Origin of the sequence: Paenibacillus sinopodophylli, from assembly GCF_005930355.1 — a bacterium.
Taxonomy (GTDB): Bacteria; Bacillota; Bacilli; order Paenibacillales; family Paenibacillaceae; genus Pristimantibacillus; species Pristimantibacillus sinopodophylli.
Genome location: NZ_VDBO01000001.1, coordinates 2,350,057 through 2,368,279 on the forward strand (window position 1 = coordinate 2,350,057; position 18,223 = coordinate 2,368,279).

General features: G+C 49.6%; 12 protein-coding genes. 1 reads left to right on the forward strand and 11 read right to left on the reverse strand.

Going from position 1 to position 18,223, the window contains the following annotated elements:
- Position 1 precedes the first annotated feature (1 nt).
- Positions 2–1,831: an MORN repeat-containing protein gene (locus tag FGT79_RS10375; RefSeq protein WP_138752584.1), complete on the forward strand. Its 1,830-nt coding sequence runs from the start codon at positions 2–4 to the stop codon at positions 1,829–1,831.
- Between the two features lie 58 nt (positions 1,832–1,889).
- On the opposite strand, the gene FGT79_RS10380 is transcribed toward FGT79_RS10375, so the two are convergent.
- The 11 genes from FGT79_RS10380 to FGT79_RS10430 all read right to left on the reverse strand — a co-directional run.
- A complete protein-coding gene (locus tag FGT79_RS10380) occupies positions 1,890–2,447 on the reverse strand; it encodes a DEAD/DEAH box helicase family protein (RefSeq protein WP_138752585.1) in 558 nt (185 codons plus the stop codon).
- A 61-nt stretch (positions 2,448–2,508) separates the two neighbouring features.
- Positions 2,509–3,441: an SGNH/GDSL hydrolase family protein gene (locus tag FGT79_RS10385; protein WP_138752586.1), complete on the reverse strand. Its 933-nt coding sequence runs from the start codon at positions 3,439–3,441 to the stop codon at positions 2,509–2,511.
- A 96-nt stretch (positions 3,442–3,537) separates the two neighbouring features.
- The gene (locus FGT79_RS10390) at positions 3,538–5,205 is read right to left on the reverse strand and encodes a hypothetical protein (protein WP_138752587.1); all 1,668 of its coding nucleotides are present in this window, start codon (positions 5,203–5,205) and stop codon (positions 3,538–3,540) included.
- Between the two features lie 26 nt (positions 5,206–5,231).
- On the reverse strand, positions 5,232–7,337 hold the full coding sequence (locus FGT79_RS10395; RefSeq protein WP_138752588.1) for a phage tail protein: 2,106 nt from the start codon (positions 7,335–7,337) through the stop codon (positions 5,232–5,234).
- Positions 7,338–7,370: 33 nt separating this feature from the next.
- Positions 7,371–9,635, reverse strand: a complete 2,265-nt coding sequence (locus FGT79_RS10400) for a putative baseplate assembly protein (RefSeq protein WP_138752589.1) — start codon at positions 9,633–9,635, stop codon at positions 7,371–7,373.
- A gap of 60 nt (positions 9,636–9,695) precedes the next feature.
- Positions 9,696–12,794, reverse strand: coding sequence for a baseplate J/gp47 family protein (locus tag FGT79_RS10405; RefSeq protein WP_138752590.1), 3,099 nt, complete (start codon positions 12,792–12,794; stop codon positions 9,696–9,698).
- A 14-nt stretch (positions 12,795–12,808) separates the two neighbouring features.
- Positions 12,809–13,210 (reverse strand): GPW/gp25 family protein, encoded by a 402-nt coding sequence (locus FGT79_RS10410; protein WP_246096257.1) that lies wholly within the window; start codon positions 13,208–13,210, stop codon positions 12,809–12,811.
- A 21-nt stretch (positions 13,211–13,231) separates the two neighbouring features.
- Positions 13,232–13,960: a phage baseplate assembly protein V gene (locus FGT79_RS10415; RefSeq protein WP_212758538.1), complete on the reverse strand. Its 729-nt coding sequence runs from the start codon at positions 13,958–13,960 to the stop codon at positions 13,232–13,234.
- Positions 13,957–15,042 (reverse strand): phage late control D family protein, encoded by a 1,086-nt coding sequence (locus FGT79_RS10420; protein ID WP_138752591.1) that lies wholly within the window; start codon positions 15,040–15,042, stop codon positions 13,957–13,959. Before FGT79_RS10420 ends, FGT79_RS10415 begins: the two co-directional genes overlap by 4 nt.
- A gap of 4 nt (positions 15,043–15,046) precedes the next feature.
- Positions 15,047–15,673 (reverse strand): CIS tube protein, encoded by a 627-nt coding sequence (locus FGT79_RS10425; RefSeq protein ID WP_138752592.1) that lies wholly within the window; start codon positions 15,671–15,673, stop codon positions 15,047–15,049.
- 33 nt (positions 15,674–15,706) lie between these two features.
- A partial coding sequence (locus FGT79_RS10430; protein WP_171056162.1) for a hypothetical protein occupies positions 15,707–18,223 on the reverse strand: 2,517 nt, incomplete at its 5' end.

Genomic DNA, 18,223 nt, shown 5'->3' on the forward strand with positions numbered 1-18,223 from the left:
TATGATAGAGCAAATACTAAATCCCATCATAAAACCGATTAAACGAAAAATTCTAGCACCGCTTAAACGTGCCAAGACGCTTCCTAAGCGTGCGCTTGCCGTCCTTCGCAGATGGCTGGTAACTGCCATATTCGGCCCACTTCGCTCACTTAACAATTATTTGCGAGTGGGAAGCTATTACATTGCAAAGAAGATGATTGCGCTCATACTGATTATCTCGCTGTTCATTGTCTATTTCGGCTTCATCAGCCCACCGGCGTTTATTAACAAATGGTTCGGAAGAACGCCGCAGCTAGAAGCCAGCGCCGCAGCAGACAAAGGATTCACAGGACCTGCTTCTATACTGGATGCAGATGGAAATCTATTGTTCAAGGGACAGCTTGAGAATGGACAATATACCGGGAACGGAAAACTTTATTATCCTAACGGAAAGCTTCGTTACCAAGGCGACTTTGCCAAAGGAATGATGGAAGGCAGCGGCGAGCTTTATAATGAAGAAGGCATTCTATTGTATCGCGGTGCGTTTGTAGAGGACCAATACAGCGGTGCCGGAACGCTATTCTCCCCGGATGGGAAGCCGAGCTATGAAGGGCAGTTTCTCGCAGGCGCCTACGAAGGTGCAGGAACGGAATATGGAACGGACGGAAATATCGTCTATGCTGGTACGTTTGTGAAAGGCGCATACAGCGGGGATGGCAAGCTATACAGCGGCAAAGATAAATTACTCTACGAAGGACAGTTTAACAATGGCATTTACGAGGGTGCGGGCAAACAATTTGACGGCAATGGCGTTTTATTGTATGAAGGCAATTTTCTTGCCGGCAAGCTGTCAGGCCCAGCCAAGCAATATTTTCCTTCTGGTTTTGTGAAGTATGACGGTTCATTCCTGCTAGGCAGCTACCATGGCGCAGGCAGCATGTATAACGAAACCGGATCTGTCGTGTATACAGGCTCATTCGCGAATGGTCAGCAGAACGGTGCAGGCCAAGCATTCAATGCTGCAGGCAGCGTCATTTATGACGGCAAATTCGTAAATGACAAATACGAAGGCATCGGAACCCTATTTGATGCGGACGGTGCTCCACTCTATAAAGGCTTTTTCCGACAAGGCAACCTATATGCTGAAGGCTTTATGAGTCTCTCGCTCGTGAAGCTGCAGGAAACGTTAGGCGCGCCTGATGCGCTAGTCGATGTCTCTGAGGACGTTCCACTTGAAGAAGCGGCCAATCCAGATATTGAACTGCCAATTGCAACAGATGATAATAGCGAATTGGACGCCGAACCGACTCCAATACCTGCTCCGAGCGTGACACCAGAGACAAGTCCGGTTGTCTCACCGTCGCCAACACAGGATAATGAGGTTCAAACTTTGTCTAGTGCAAATAATACCGAGGATGAAGTTGCTGCTGATCCTTCATCTACAGGTACGCCTGGTACTGCAACAGATACGACTAAGGATACGACGAAAACTGCGGTTACTGAGAACAGTGCAAATACCGATAGCGGAGAGGCGATTGAAGGAGAACTAGGAGCAGAGGTCATATTACCGCAAACTCTAACCTTCAGCGCGATGCAGCTATCCTTTGTCCTAGAAGTCGATGAGGATAATCCCGAAGCCTTTTATGTTCAGCGACTCACGACTTGGAATACCGTCATTATGGAGCAAACCTACAGCCGACTTCTCGCAGCCAAGACGGTATCTACGAAGGAAACATTAGAAACAGGACGAGTAAAGGTCATATTCAAATCAGGAACTACGCTTCTAACCTTCTTGATGAATAAAGACAAGCCTGTACGACTTGAAATGGCAACCATAATTCCACAAACCTAATGAAAAAGGCAAGATGAGGACTCGATCCCCCGCTTGCCTTTTTTTCCATGCATATATGCTACAGCTTGAATGTATCTTTTATGCGTTGCGCAACTTGACTAGGCTCCAAATGAGTATTGTCTATTCTCAAATAGGTTTCCCGCATAATTTCTCCCTCGAATGAGTTCAACCTGTATCTGTCCATAGAACTCACTAGATCCTCTTCGGATTTTTCGAGGTTACGTTTTGTAGGCTTGTGCTCGAGTCTATGCGGCGTTTTATTGCGTTCCAGCCTCTCCTCAAGTGCAGCAGCAAGCTCTACAAAATAAATATCCGCACCCTGCGTTTCGAAAATACGACAAACTTTATCAACAAAATTCCAATCCTCTTGTTGGTCAAATGCCCATACATAAGTGAAAATTAAACCTTCCAGCTCGCTTTTCGCTACAGACTCGAATATTTCTAGACGAAATAGGTCAGATAATCGCCACATTTCCTTGCTGAATCCGAATAAAGGGCTAAGCATCTCAAGCGTCATATGATTATGAAATAGCTTCAAATCTGTTACTTTTTCTAAAGCATGCCCGATTGTCATTTTACCGACTGCTTGAGGACCGAATAGTAATACAAATTTCATCGCGACCATTCCTTTCTCGTAACCTCAGCTGTTTGTATGCCGCCTAGCTCTAATTCTATTGCTATAAAATATCGTTGTTTAGCTGTAAAGCCTTTGCCTTATACCGTATCTCGGCAGTAATCTGCTCTGCCCGCTCCAGCGCTTCCGCTAGTGGTAATGCTACTGCCTTGTTCGGATTCGTATGACCCACATGCTCCTTCCACGCCGAGCTAAGCAAGAGATGCTTCTCCAGCACAGAGTCAAACAAGGATGAGCCTTCAGGCTGCAAAACATACTGCGGCGCTTGCTCCAATGTAACATGAAATAGCGTCTTCAGCAGCTCCTTCGCGATTACCCAGTGCCCTTCAGCGCTTGGATGAATGCCATCGCCCGTTCTATAGCCAGCATCGTGTTCCCGCCTTTGGCTCCATAATTCAAGAAGCGGCTCATGAATGGAGACAACGGCGTCGACTTTATTTTCCAGAGAGAGTATCCACTTTGCATATTGCTTCAATACATCCTCATAATGTTCGAATGGTGCATTAAAGCTGTAGCTGCCCTTACCAGCTGGCTGAGTGGGAGCCGCGTACGATTCTGGATCGAATGGAGGCGGCGTCATTAGAATCGTTTTGGCACCTGCTTTTTTAATTTTCTGGATAACGCTTTCAATTCCCTGCTTATAAGCAGCAAAACGCTCTTCCGAGAATGGATAATAAATGCCATCATTCATGCCATAACATAATACGACCCAATCCGGCTTGCTTTCAGCCAATGCTCGATCCAAACGATCGTGCACGCATGGTCTTGGAAAAGGATGATCCGGTTCACTTAGACCGGAAGCCGTCTCGCTGCTTACGCCAAGATTAATAAGCGTGATAGCATGCTCAGGCCAATGCTGAAGAAAGTAAGCGTCCATAAATGCGATGTAAGTGCCTTCATCGGTAATACTATCGCCAAAAAACACGATTCTCTTCACGTCCGGAATAACAGCGTCCTTGCTGTACAATGACTTCAAGCTATTTCCCCCTTAATATGATTGAACGGTATATGTAGCAAAAAGCTGCCCGAAAGATCAACTTTTCCATTGATCTTCCTGACAGCTTATTCTCTATTATTCTTGGCCGGCTGCTGCTTCTGGGAGACCCTCGTCTGCCAGGTCATCCGCGAGAGGTGTACCCTGCGCAGCTCCCAAACTTTTGAACGCCCACCAGCGAACAGCGATGACAGATGCAGACGACTCCGTATCGCCTTGCAGCTTCATCCCGATGCGGAAGCTGCCTTTCTCAGGATATACGATCGTTCCTAATGATACATTCGGAATATCAGGCTCGAACTCTGTCCCTTTGAATACATCACTTTGTCCGTAATAGATTTTTTTCATCGTGCTTGTCCGATCCGCATGCACAGTTCGATCCACTTCTTCCAAACCAACAACAACCGACACTTGACCTTCACCTAAGCCATGCTCGATTTCATCAGATACGTAGTTTTTCTTACCACGTGAGAAGAAGAAACCTCCGGTTTTACCAATCGATTCGAGTGCAACCTCCATGGTGCCTGTCGCGATTTCATCATAAAGATGCTGAGGACGCGGAATGCCAAGCTTGAAGTCAAACTCATTCCGATCCGGATGATACTGTACGTCCAGGGACGGCTTAGCATCGTATTCGAGATCATGCGTTTCAGCACTTGCATAAAATTTGTTAAGGGATGAGGATTGTGAAGTTTGAGCTAGACGCTGCAGTAGAGAGGTGCTCTCAATATATTCGTCAAACGGCACCCGATCTACTTTCTCGATCATATAGGTTGGGCCCATTTGGAGCAGACTGATCTTCGCCAGGCAGATGCTTTGATCTGCTGCACCTTCAACGGCTTGCTCCAACGTACGCTCATGCCAATCCTTCAGAATTCGATTCGCTACCGGCTCGTCCAACACGTCAATAATATGCTTGGCGTTCGTATCTAAGGGAATAGCTGAATCGCCAATCGTCAGCTTTGCTGCTTGGTTCGGAACAGTAAGCTCCGCTTTCACACCAGCTGTCTGCGGCGCCTTCACATGAAAGCTGACCGTATATTCCGTTTCTTGTGCATCTCCAGGCTCGATGAATACAACCTGTGTGCCATCATGGCCTACAGAAGTGAAGCCTTTAGCCTCATAATCGTATTGGAACGCAATGCGAGGCGTCTGCAAGGTCTTCTCTACGACAAGTTTAACTTCGACTACTTCACCAACATTTACGTACTTTGGCATACGCTGTGTGATCCTTACATTAGCATCCTCATAGATCGTGACTACATTCTCCAGTAAACGTACGAATTCGAACGAGGAAGGAGCCGGAGCTTCTTCATTAATAAAGAGGCGATAGGATTCCAGTACCCGGTTATATTCGCTTACTTCATCGTTACGAATAGCTGAATTGCCTACCGAATGTACAGGCTCCTTGCCTTTCTCATCATAAGCGACGCATAGATAAACGTTTTTCTTGTATTCATTGTTTGTAAATCCTTCGATCATGGACAGCTTCAACGTTACGGGAGAAGGAATAACCAGCTCGCGTCCGATATAATCGATGGCCACACCCATCTCAACGGAAATCGTCTTATCGTCAACTGCTACAACCTGCATGCCAGACAATACGCCGCTGCCGTACAATAGACGGTTCAGCAGCCTTCTTTTATCATTGAAATATTTCTGCTCCGACTCAAAGTCGCGCACCGTAAGCAGCTTTCCGTAAAAATAACGGTTTCTCTCAAATGGATACAGCCTCGATTTTTTCACTTATACCGCTCCTTCACGTTTTTATATTATTCCAGCTCTGAATCCATTTCCAAACGGGTATGGACATCTAAGCGTTTCTCCATGCCGATATCTACAATCAAAGTATCGTTAGGCATCGCCCTGTCTGGGTTCAGCTTGAGCAGCGACGGCTCTGTCAGTACCGTATTGATGCCGAGGTATGTATGCAAATCCAAGTACATCCAAGGCTGAAGCAGTACAAGCTTCGCTTCTGTGAAAGCCGGCTTCTGCTCCTCTAGCAGCTGCTCGATGACGACACGCTGCTTCTCTGACGGAGCTTGCTCTGGCTTGAGAAGTACCGTAAAGGTGTACGGATCACCTCCATAAAGCTGATCGGTTAGTTGACGCAGCTCCGCATTGTCTCGCATTGCTTTCGTCTGAAAATATTCGACGATCAGCGGTGTTACTCCCGTATAGATCTCGATAGTCTTCATCAAGCCTTGCCTAGTACCGCGGTAACGGTAAAGCTCTGGGGCAGCCAGGATGAACGCTTGTACCTGCTCATCGGTCCAATAGTCGTCCGTTTCCAGACCGACCCATGTCGCAAGCCATCGCAGATGCTCGCCAGTCGCTCGTTCCGGATCAATGTACCTCGATAAGTCCTCGATATCCTCCTCGATCTCGGAGAACAACGTGCCGAATAAAGATAAATAACGTTCAAGAAAATCGCGGCTAACCGGGTCCTCTTGATAGACTGCCGGCAAATAGGACAGATAGCTGTCTCGCGGGAAATAAATACGCATGGATTCTACTAACGGTGTATATCGCTCAGAGGCAATCCAATCCAGCTTCAACCATAAATATCTGCCTTTTGCACCGAAAAATAATGCATCATTCGGATTGATAACCGGCTTTGACCAGAACCCTTCAAGACCCTTCAGCTTCTCACGGTAAGGAATGGTTGGGTCTGCAAGCCAGTCGTCCACTTTGCGATAGCTGCCTGCAATGATGCAGCTGTCTTCGTTCTGACTGAAATAAGAAACATGCAGCTGGGTACCGTCTGGAATGAATGTTTCGAGCGCCATTTTGTGCCAAACGGTCTCCGCCTCTGCACTATCGAACGCATAGGACAGCCAGACGCCCTCGGGAACTCCAGTCTCCTCCATAAGTAAGGTTTGAGGCTGCAGATTCAATATTGTAACCGTTCCGTCCTCGCCGTTCAGTATGTACATGCGGTCTTTCTCATCAATCAGCAATTGGTCCGCTTTGCCTCGGAAGCCTGTAATGCGACCAATGGTTTCTCCAGCCGAATTCAATTGTGTAATGAAGCGGTCATCCTCGCTGACTTGGTCCATTTGGCGGGTATCGCCTACGTATAGCTTACCGCTGCCGTCAACGCAAAGCCCGGCATATGGTAGCGAAGGAAGCTCTCGTTTGATGCTCAATCGTCCATTGGACTGGAAGCTGAATAGCTTCGCATACAAGGTATCGAAAATGTATAGCTCACCTGAAGAAGCGATGGTCATGTAATAGGTACGATTCAAATGCCTTAGCTTTGCCCGTACATGCTGGGTGAACGAAGGATCGCTCCATACACCAGCCACAGCTCCGCCAAGCGTAAATTGAATAATGCCAAGCTTTGCGCCCTCCGCAATTGTCGGCTCATCCGCTCCCGCATCGAGCGCGAGCGGCGTCAGCACATAGACGTAACGCTCATCCGCCGCGATAGCAAGCGGGTGCAAAGGAATACCGTCAGCTTCTTCACCAACACGCGACCATAACGTTTGCCCGTTTCCGGTATGATAAGCGGCGAGCGTTCTCTCGCTCATCCGATCGGCTGCAAGTAGAAGGTCACCCGACGCAGCTAATCTGGCATGTGTACTAAACAAGCCATGTCCCTGCGTGAACAAACGCTTATGATCCGAATTGCGACGGTCATATATCCAAAGATCAGCCCGCTCATCCAGCAAATACATATGTTCATGCTGTGATACAGCAAGCTCCTTCACAGGTGCAGTACCTGTGAGCTCATTCAACTGAAGCGTTCCCGCAATGCCGTAACGGCTATCGCGCCGAACACCGTAACCAGCCAAATGATATTCAAGATTATATCCCGTGCCGCGCTGCCAATCCTGTTCGCGGCTGACCGAGAAAAAGTGGTTTTGTCCGTTCATGCTGTGCCTCCTTTGCAGCCGATTACCACGGTGTTACAGATGCGTGCGACTTATAAGTTCAATTTCATGCTCACCCGAGTATACGAGTCCATGCGGCGGCAGTATAATATCGCCTCCTGCACTCTTTCTTACATGCGGCCCCTCCGCGTCAATCCACAAATCCTGTACGTAGACGACGCCGCTACCCAAGCTAAGTGCACTGTAGATGTCGCCTTTATAGACCGAACGTCCGAAGGTCCAGCCTTTTACACCATGCTCGCCGTCAAGCGGACGCAGCAGCTTCTTCAAATGGTCTACCAATCGCTGCCCTTCGTCTACGAACTGCGGCTCAACAACGACAACAGCATTCACCGTCACTTTAATATAGATCGGTGGAATAACATGCACCTCAGTTGTTACCAGTCTTCTCGTATCGAGGTGACGTTTGACGGTTTGTAGAAAACCTGCGCTTGGCTTTGGCGTATCGGTTAATCCGTAAGGAACGACCACGACCGATATTTGTCCTGGTGCCGTTTCCCTTGGGTAATCGTCCAACCCAGGCTTGAAGAGCGGGATTGCATGGACTCTGGCAACCGCAGCGCCTGGTGTCGCTCTTGCCAGCGTTTCATAATCCTCGTTCGTAATCGCTCGGAAAGTATGCTTCAGCTCTGCCTGTGCACGCTGCAGTGTAACCTGCAGCGTTTCCGCTTCAGCTCCGCCATACGCAAAGCCGGGGTTGTCTGCATGAATGTGCAGCGCCTTCTGGGCTTCATTCACCCATTCCGAAATGAGATGCGGCTTCACATTGCCGCGATCTCCGCCTCCCAGCTCACACGCAATGAGTACGATATTCGTATCCAAGCTCGCCGCTGGAATAGCACCTTTCTCTCCATTGCCAAAGAGAATAAGCCTCTTGATCGGATCGTATATGAAATGTCGATCCTCCGGCCTCGAACGGTCGAATTCATCGACTCTTGTCCAATCCTGCCACCGATAAGTGCCCTGCGGTTCCAGCTCTCCTACCTGCAAGCGAAGCGCATCGCGTTTCTTGCAAGATAGGCTGTACAGCTCGAAACGCTGCTCAGGAAGTCCGTTGCTTCTGCCAACCTGACTGTAGAGATCGAAATTCGGCTCGCTTGCAATTACCCTTACCGTTTGACCAGGCGGAGGAATCACTCCTGATAATCCATCGCTGAACTGTACGGTAACCTTATCAAGCGTCTCATGTCTTACGAGCGCATATACCGATGGCGGACGGTCCATAGGCGGCAAATCCGCGATAGACGCAGCTTCCTGCCAGTAATGCCAAGCGCCGCCTGCATCCTTTACTTGTATACGAATTTTCCCGAAAACAGCCAAGTAACTGTCTATATGTATTTCTTCATTCGGCTCTCCCTGAGCAGTTAAGTCGATAATCTCGCTTAACGTATCCTTCTGCTGAGCTTCAACTGTATGCAGCATGAGCTGGCGAATGCGGGGCGGCATCTCATAGCCTGCTTCCTCCACCGTTGCGCAAATCCAATATCTAGCCTGCTCACTAGCCGGATGTACCGTAACACTGCGCATACGGGACTTCAGAGCAAATGTAATTTTGCCGCCGATTGTCAGATGCAGCGTTTCGTCCTCAATCATATCAACGGGCATCCACCCTGCTGCACCAGTTGCATCATCCCAGCAATAAGCTTTCCAGGATAAGCGGGCAGACGGAGAGATGGCAGAACGATTAATCATCCGCTCCTGTTCAGCATCCTTAAGCATGTCGACGCCTGCTTCAAGCAGCTTGATGTTAATCGAAACCTGCTCCAGCGGCTCAAGCTCACGGTCGAAGGAAAGATACAGCTTCGAGGCTGCCTTCGCATCCTTACCGAATGCATAAAAAGCGACGTTCGCATGATCATTAGTAGCTGTAACATCATTCGCTTCCCGTTCCGTTCTGGTTACAATGCGGTCCAGCATCAGCGGCACAAGCGATATGGAAGCATCGGTCTCGAACATTTGATCCTCTGCCATCAGCTTCGTCCCTCGTGGCAGCGTTACCGGCTTGCTTACATTAGCGAAGCGTACGATTGCCCGCGCAGAGCTGGCATCTGCGGGCCTAATGCCCAGCAAGTCCAGAAATCGGCGTTTGTTTCGATCAGGTACGCGGCCAATGAAATACCGCTGCATTTCCGTCAGCCAAGCGAACAATTCAATAAAAGTAATTCCCGGGTCATGCGCATTCTCATCCGTCCATTCCGGCACTCGCTTAGGAATAAGCCGTCTGGATTGCTGGACAATCTCCGCATAGGTCCGATCGTCCAAAGGCAGCTTTGGCAGCATATGATCTCTCCTTCCTCTGAATCATGTGTTTCGAGCTCGCTTGCACATATGTTCAAGCTGTTATTTAGGGGCAGGTACCGCTGTTATCGTATGCGTCCCATTCACTACGACTCCATGAATGACCTCTTCCATTCGCGCAGGATCATACTCTGTTCTTACGCCGTTCTCAATCTTAATAACATGCAAATATAGTCGCTCAATGTATAGAAGAGAACGTACAGCATGCAAGAGAGAATGCAGCACCGAAACATGCAGCGCCTCACCGATGTTCCAGCCGCAGCCGTCAACATTTCCTGTCACCGAATCAAGGAATGCATTCAGCTTCGCTGTGCAAGCAATCTCCAGCGGCAGCAGCTCATCTACCGATTCTGAGGCTACCGTAGCATGGACCGATACCTCCAAATAAGCAGGCTCGATTACGCGAATTGCGCCGCTTAGCGATACCATATTGGAGGCCGTTCTCGTCAGCTCGCGTTCTACCGCTTTGCGGAGCTCAGGGAATTGGGCCGCGTTCGCAAGGCCCCCAGACGGGAAAGCAACTACGGTCATGCAGCCAGGAGAACGCTCCAGAAATCCATTACGGTTGCTGAGACATTTAACTTTGGCAATTTGCGGATACGCTTCTCGTGCAATCCACTCAACATCCTTCGCCGTGACAGCACGTCCGCGATGCTTAAGACGCTGCGGCCCTCGCTCGAGCACCTGCTCAACGCGTTCTGCATCCCCTCCGCCAATCGAAGGGGCCGGATTGCTGACACTGCTGACGAAAGCAAAGGGAAGCACCATACCTGTAATTTGTCCAGCATCCACATGTCCGCTGGCACCGCTCGTCGTCTTGAACCGAACGCGTACCGTTTCGGCTGTATCCGAGGAAGGCATTTTCCCTCTTATGCCGTCGCCAAACTGCAATGTTCCTCCAGCATGGTCAGGCGAATAATGCCGATCAATGGGCCCGGATTCTGCCAACGAGACGACTGGCTGCCATTTCACCCAGAAGCGCTGGTCATTGCCATCGCTATCCTTCTGCAGCATGTAGCGATCAGGCTCCGTATCACTCAGTGCAGAGCGTTCCATCGGTGTAACATGCTCCAATTCATCAACCCAGACCTCTTCTTCAATATACGCGCTAGGCGTTAGATCCACGATACCGTCGGACGGAATCGTGAGCTCCTTCTCCTGACTGATCTGCTGTCTAACGGATACGGCATTGAGATTCATACTCGTAGCAACCGGATTACTCGGATATGAATCTCCGAGCACACTATCCCGATTAACAGCCCGAATCCAATAACGCTCGCGGCCGAACAGTCTTGCCATAGCCATCGCCTTTGGTCCTACCCATTGCACTTCTCCGCTGACGGTAAAGGATTCCGTATTGTCAACGATCTTGAGCGGCTCCCACACGTATCGGCCTGCTTCTAGGCAAAGCGCCTCCCATTCCACCCATGGCGGTTGATTACGCACCGAGAAGCGGCGCTCGAGCTCAATATGAAGTCGAATCGGCCCTTTCAGCGGCGCTCGATCGAAAGAGGCATACATAGCTGGATAACTGGCCTCAATCGATTCAAACAGCTTGAAGGACTGACCTCCCTGCTGAGCGGAAATCGTTCGATCGCGATTGTCGATATTGCTTCTCGTATAGGCATGCTCCGGCATAAACAACGTTTGCGAGCCATGTGCATAGGAAAGGACTGGATTCGCAAGCCAAGGCGACATATATTCTACAACAGGAGCAATAATTGGATCAGTCTGCAGCACGCGAGCTCGAATCCAATAATCTGATGCTCCATTGACGAATGCTTGAGTCATATCCTCAGGACAGTTGAACTCTATCTTAACGCTTCTTTCGCTTTGCTCTGGCAGCTCCGCGAACAAGTTGCCATATCGTTCGCTCCCAGGAAGTCTAGCCCAGTTCCCACCATCCCAGTACTCCCACTGTACGCTGCGGATGCAGATCCGCGGCGGGTCCTTCTCTTCAAAGTCCGAGGTCCGCATGACCATCTTCCATTTCACTTCTGGATCCTGTGCCATTCGCAAGCGGCTTGGCATAGCCTTCGCTGAGAAGGTCAGCTTGATCTTACTCTCACGCTTGCTGAACGCTTCCTCACAAGATAAATAAAAGACAGAGTAGGGTACGAAATGTTCACCGAAAGGATAGAAACCGTCATTCATTAACTCCGTATCATTGAAATACAAAGCGCCTGGCGCTATGCCTTCGTCATCTCCTGAAGCATCATGAGCAGCGCGGATTCTGATTTTGTCCATTTCCAAATGTTTATTTAGAATAGGTGAGGCTGACCCTTCAAACTGCTTCAATGTGCAGCGAATCCAGCGGCCGTTAATCCCCTCATGCTCTGTCATTTCCAGCTTACCTGCTTGTTGCTTATGTAAGACAACCATATTTCCTGCTGCTGTCGCCGAATCGAATGGCACCCAACTCTCATTGCAATAATAGGTCCATTCCACCCACTGCGACGCAAGAGAAGCGGCTAGTTCCGGCTCGGAGTAGCGTTTCTCCGTATGATGAACATTCAAATAAAATCGGCTCGGCCGATCGACTAGAAACAGATCGTCATGACGGATATAAAGCACATGCTCTTGCTCATTCTGCTTTGAGCTTGTATCAAACAGACTGACCGGCTCCGCAAGTCCACCCTTCAAGCGGTCTCCGTATTCGATTGCAGCCGTCGCGATATGATCACGCTTAGGATGAACATTAATCCACTCCATCAGCTTCGCTGGTGTTGCGAGCAGTACTTTCTCTGTTTCAAAAACGAGCGGCTCCCCGCCTTCGGGATGAGGTGCAGTCAATGCGATGCCAGCTGGCAAATAGACCGGGTCAACCGTGCCTTCGCTAAGCTGAAATACAACCGAAGCGCGGGCTGGTCTAGGCGGCTGCAGCTTGACCTCGATAAGATCGAGAAAAGAGAGAAAATGGTTCAATGGCGCTTGATTAAGACGCTTAACCGTTCCCTCCAGCATCTCGGCGGTCAAATACGCGAGTCCCGTCCCCGCATCAGGTTCTTCCTGCGAAAAGCGCCATTCGGGTGTATAATGCGGCGCCATCTCCTTGAGCTGAGACATAAAGGAGGACAGCGTGCTATGGTTTATTTTTGGCGGACGGTTGTCACCGCCCTTACTTCCCCCGTGCTTCATCACGTTGTTCGCTCCCGTTATTTCGTTCCTTCCTCCAGATAGAAAGGAAAGACCTGATTAAATAGATTGTTTGTCGATCGTACAGCATAGGAAACGCTCATCAGTACGCGGCCGTTATTCTGACGATCAGGCTTCACTTCCACCTCAACATCCTTCACTCGCGGCTCCCATATCCGAATTGCTTCCTGCACATCGCTTGCAATAAGACGTAAGGAGGTTTCATCAGTCGTGCCGAATACGAAATCTCTAAGACCGCAGCCGAAGTCGGGACGCATCAAGCGTTCACCCTTGGAGGTACGGATAATGATGCGAATCGACTCTTCAATGTCCTCTTCGCCCTCCGCCATCCGAATGCGGCCCGTCGTTGCGTCAACCTGAACAGGAAATTTCCAACCTTTTCCCAAAAATGATGCCGACACCAGCTGCAGCTCCCCTCGCTGTTAATTGATTTTGACCATAGCGCCTTTCAAAGACAGAATGCCGGTAGCTTTGACCTCCAGCATGCCGTTCGACTGTAGCGTCAGCGACGCATCGGCTTCCACCTTTACCTGCGTGCCTTTCACAGTAACGGATTTCGTCCCTGTTACCTTAATATCGCCTTGGCCGTTCATCTCGATTGTTGATGTAGTACCGCATTTGATGGTAACTTTTTTGCCGGTTTCATCAAGCTTTATCGATTGCTGCTTGTCCTGCGTTTCGACGGTTACGGTCTTCTCTTTATCTGCAAAGGTGATATGATGTCCCTTCGACGTTTTTATCGTGACGGTACCAGCGCTGCTTGTATCGTCGAACGTAATTTCATGGCCGGTTTTTGTTTTAATTTTGCGAATATCGTTTTTGTCATTAGGCTCTGGCGGCTTCTGCTTCTTGCTCCACAAAGACCCAATGACAATCGGCTGATCAAGTCGCCCCATCAAGAAGGCAACAAGCACCTCATCATTAACCTCCGGCAGGAATAGCGAGCCCATGTCACTGCCGCCCATTAACGTTGCCACACGAACCCACTCGGTTTGAAGCTCGCCTTCGCGCAGCGGAAACTTCACTTTCACACGACCGAGCTTATCAGGGTCCTTGTTGTCGGTCACGATTGCATTCCACACGCCAGATAGCTGCTCGGATTGCATGGAGCGCTGATGCTGGTCAAAAAATCCAGGATACATCGTGCTCATATCGCATTCCCCTCCGTCTCAAAATAGGTCATGTAGCCGTCCGTAGCATCCAGCTTATGAATGACCTTTGTTATCCGCAGCAACTGATCCAGCTTCTCGCTGCCGAGCCCCTCTATTTTGATCAACTCACCAGGCTTCATCTCTGGGACCCCAATTGACTTGCCATGTCCGATAACGAGCTCACGCGAGATGCGGTCGAGCATCGCTTTCGCAAGCGACTGTGCTTCTTCCTTCGAAGCGGCCTGTGTGTAAACAACCTCCATTTTTTGAGAGGACAGCATGCTTGCAACGCTTGGACCGCTCTTTGCATTCGTTCCAATAATGGTTACGGAGCTCGCAACCGACTCGATGGCCTCCATCTTGTCGACATCATAGCCGCGTACCTTGACCTGCGAGGTCTGGCTGGAAGCATCCACCGTTAACATAAACTGAACGAGATTTTTCCCGTACTTCAGTGTAATCAACGGTGAACCTGACGTTTTGGGCTTTTTGAAATAAAGCTTTGATGCCTCTACATAGAAATGCCGGTCATTGTCCATCGCAAGCGAGCGAATAAAATGGTAGTCACTGACTCCGATTTGCTCAATCGTTTTTTTGGTAACCGTCGTATCGTCCAAGTCCACCGACAAACCGTAATTGCCTGCAATTTGCCTGACGACGTCGGTATCCTTCATCTGATTCCACACTTTCGAATGTGCAGTTTTCATCATTAGAAAGGAGCGATCCATTGCTGTAACCGTAATCGTCGGAAGGCCGTCGGAAGGAAAATCAACCGAGTATCCTGTAATAATTCCATCGAAAACGAGTGCTTTCTTATCCGCATAGCCAAGCTTGATCTGCAGCTTCTTTCCTACAGCAATCGTCGTACCTACCCACTGCATGCGGGACTCGCTCCATATGTATCCATTTATAATGGAGAATCGCGCAATATCTGCCTGCGCATCCGTTGTCTGCTCAACATCTACCCAACCGATGGCCATATCCGAGAGTCGTGCCAATTGGCCCTCTATCAGAATATCCGTTTCGGGTGCGCTGAAGTCACCGTACTTGGACTCCAAACCTTCAAAGGTATACGTAGCCACGTTATCACTCCAATCTCGGAATCGTTAAGCTTCTCCCGGATAACAGCATTCGTGGATTGTCTATGCCGTTCGCTTCAGCGATGTGGCGCCAAGCCCCGGGATCCTCATACTCCTCCGCCGCAATGGACCATAACTGGTCGCCTTGCTTTACCGTTTTTTGTTTCGTGCGGTCGGCCGATTGACGCGGAATTTCTTGATATTGCTCCTTCATCGTCTGCGAGCTGAGCATGACAACTGTCAAAGAAGCCCGCACAGGCACGCCTGTTTCCAAAAACATCGTATATCGCTGTGAGATGCTCGTGATGACGCCTTTAAAATCAAGAGAGCCCCAAATAAATTTACAGGTCGGAGGTGTATGCAGATCCGAATCAACATCGAGAATGCCCACGATTTTGGAAGTATGGGTACGTACGTCAATTCCCGCTTCATAGGTATCAAAAAACAAATTAAGCGTTAGAGTCGTCCGTTCACCGCTCGTGAACTGAGAGAGCGGGGTTTGCAGTCCGGCAACCTCCTGCTCTGAATATTGATTGCCAGAATCCATTTCGTACTCGGTCGGATTAAAGAGAACATCAACCTTCTCTGTTTCTTTTGACCGAAAAATCCAAAACTGTGCTTTGCTTAATGTCATCTGCCATCCCCTTCTCTTAGGGCAACTCTAGTTTTAATAGCCGCGTCTTCGCTGCTCCAGCTTCATCTTGCGCTCTAGTGCTTTATATACTTGATCCGCTATCGCTTCAGGACGAAGCTGCGGTATTTTCATAATCATTTTTTGCAATTTCTCGGGATCGAGCTCGCGCGGAGCTTCTACCTTCACCTGACGCGGCGGCTCCTGCTGGATGGCTTGCGCTGGTTTATGATGAGCCAGTGCAGGCATCGAGCCTCGTTCTCGTGAAATGGTCATTCCTGCACTTGTTCCTAAAGCACCGAAGCCATTACGGTTGCTTCCAACTGCCGCATAGCTAAGCCTCGCTTGCTCACTGCTAAGAATACTCTCGCCTGTACTGCTGCTGTTTCGAATTTCTTCACCAGCCTGCACAAGCGTTGTCAGCCCACGAAGCGCGGATTGACTGCGTGCGCCAACGGCTGATGCCGTGCTCGCACTTAGCGATCGTTTCTGAAGTGTCTGCAGCATTTTGTTTCCCGTCTGCATCCCCTTGCTAGAGAACACGGCGGGCTTTGCTTGTCTATGAATCCGAGCAGCTATCTCTGCTTTCGATGCGTGAGGGCTGTCCTCACGGTTACGCTCTACTGCACGGTATAGCAGCGTTTCGCTACCTTCATTCTTTTTAATAGAAGGGTCTATTTGTCCTTTCTCATGGACACTTAAAGCTGGAAACGTACGCAGGGCAGCCGATGCTTTCACCGCTGCTGCAGGAGCTACCTTACTTGATGCTGCAGAAGAGCTTACACGTTGCCGAGCAGCGTGCGGCATACCTGGCAATCCTGTATTGCCGCGTATGAAGCGCTGAATCAGCTTTACTGAGAAAGAAGAGTTGGCTCGGCTTCTGCTTACCAAAGTTGCTCTAGCCATCTTAACTTGCGATGAAGTTATTTGATCTGTTCTTATACCTTCTCGAGGCTCATCGCCTGCTGTTTCGGGAACTGCTCTCAAAGTAAGCTGCTCCGGTGTATGCGCTGTTCGCGGAGCAGTCGTTTGCGCAGCATCGTTCTGCACGAAAGAAGCTTGATGGGATACGCTTCGCTGAATTAGGCCTGCATATGTGCTCCGAATAGACGGAACACTCTTCTGCTGCGATTTCTCAATATCATCTAACTGAAGCTTCCGCTTCGCTATAAGCGTTGCTCGGACAACGTCACTGCTTGATGCTGATTGATTTCGATTATTTAATGGCGATAATGAGCGTCTGCTTGGAAGCTCGCCTATAATCGAGAAGTCATTATTTGTAGGCAGCTGCTTCTGCACATTTTCTTGTTGCTTGTGCGTAAGCCTTGCATAACTTCGCAGCAGCTTAGGGTTACCACTGGCAATCCGTGCAAGCAATCGTCCCTGAACGATGCGCTGCTCACTTGCTTCCTGAGTTATCTGTACTTCGCGCTGGACGTCTGCGGAATTGTTGTTAACCTTCATCATTCTGGTCGTTGTATCCGAAAACGAATCAGCAGCTTTAGCGGTTGGACCTGAATGGCTGTTGAACTGCTCATTCTCTATTCCAGAAGCCGCAGCGTTCTTTGCTTTTCTATGGACAATCGCTTTCAGGCTGCGCGATGAAGCGTCCGCATCCTGCGCGAGCCTCTTCGCTGCCACCGGCAGCTGTTGATTGTTCTGCTCTGTAGAACGATTCAAGCCTGTGTTGGTTTGCCATTTGAACTGCAGCATTCCCGGTTCAGCCGACTGCATAAGCAGCCGCTCCTCGAACCGCCGCAAAATCAAGGACAGCGGATTTGTACTCCTATTTCGATTGTCGAGCTCTGATGTCTTAAACCATCCGCTCACAGTAGCTTTCGGTAGTCCATTAGCAGCAGCCTTGCGTTGTATGCTCGGCGCTCCATCATGAACGGCCACATTCGAAAATAAAATCTTCCCAGGTGCTTTATCGCCAGGCGGTTGATGAGACAAAATACGGCGAGATGCTATGTCGACAGGCGATTTAAGAGAAAAGGTGCTGGGTTCTAACGCCGCTTCCTTTGATGACTGCGAATGAGTCCTAACAGATTCGTTCGGCCTTGCTTTATGTGAATGATCGCTGGCATGGGATTGCTCCGCCTGCATGCGTTGTGTTCGATGAATGAATCGCTTAGCTGAGATCGCTAAGCTGTTTGAATTTGATTTCGCCTCCGCTTGTGCGGTTAATGACTGCGGCTTGCGCTGCAATGTTAGCGGCTGCGGCCTTTCACGATTGTAATCAGCCACCGTTCCTCTAATCATCCAATTGTTCGCTTGACGTGCTATTGTCGTCTCAAACGCCTTGCTGGCTGAGCGGGGAACGCTTGTCCCTGCCGAAGAAGCTCGCGGCTCCGCCCTTATACCCTCACTTCGCTTAACTTCGGCTCCCGCTTCCGTTTGCTGATCTTCTGCTTGTATGCGATTCATACGGTGTTCTAGTCTTTGCTGCCGATTTCTGCTTACTTGTTTTACATCGCTCTCCGCTTCCTGCCTCACCGCTTCGGCCCGCTTCGCCGCCTCGCGCTGCTCCAAACCCGCAGTCGCCTCGCTTCT

Bases quoted from the DNA above. Each gene is read 5' to 3' on its own strand.
- FGT79_RS10425 (WP_138752592.1), bottom strand. From the start codon at position 15,673: ATGACATTAAGCAAAGCACAGTTTTGGATTTTTCGGTCAAAAGAAACA.
- FGT79_RS10415 (WP_212758538.1), bottom strand. From the start codon at position 13,960: ATGAGCACGATGTATCCTGGATTTTTTGACCAGCATCAGCGCTCCATG.
- FGT79_RS10395 (WP_138752588.1), bottom strand. From the start codon at position 7,337: ATGAACGGACAAAACCACTTTTTCTCGGTCAGCCGCGAACAGGATTGG.
- FGT79_RS10400 (WP_138752589.1), bottom strand. From the start codon at position 9,635: ATGCTGCCAAAGCTGCCTTTGGACGATCGGACCTATGCGGAGATTGTC.
- FGT79_RS10380 (WP_138752585.1), bottom strand. From the start codon at position 2,447: ATGAAATTTGTATTACTATTCGGTCCTCAAGCAGTCGGTAAAATGACA.
- FGT79_RS10375 (WP_138752584.1), top strand. From the start codon at position 2: ATGATAGAGCAAATACTAAATCCCATCATAAAACCGATTAAACGAAAA.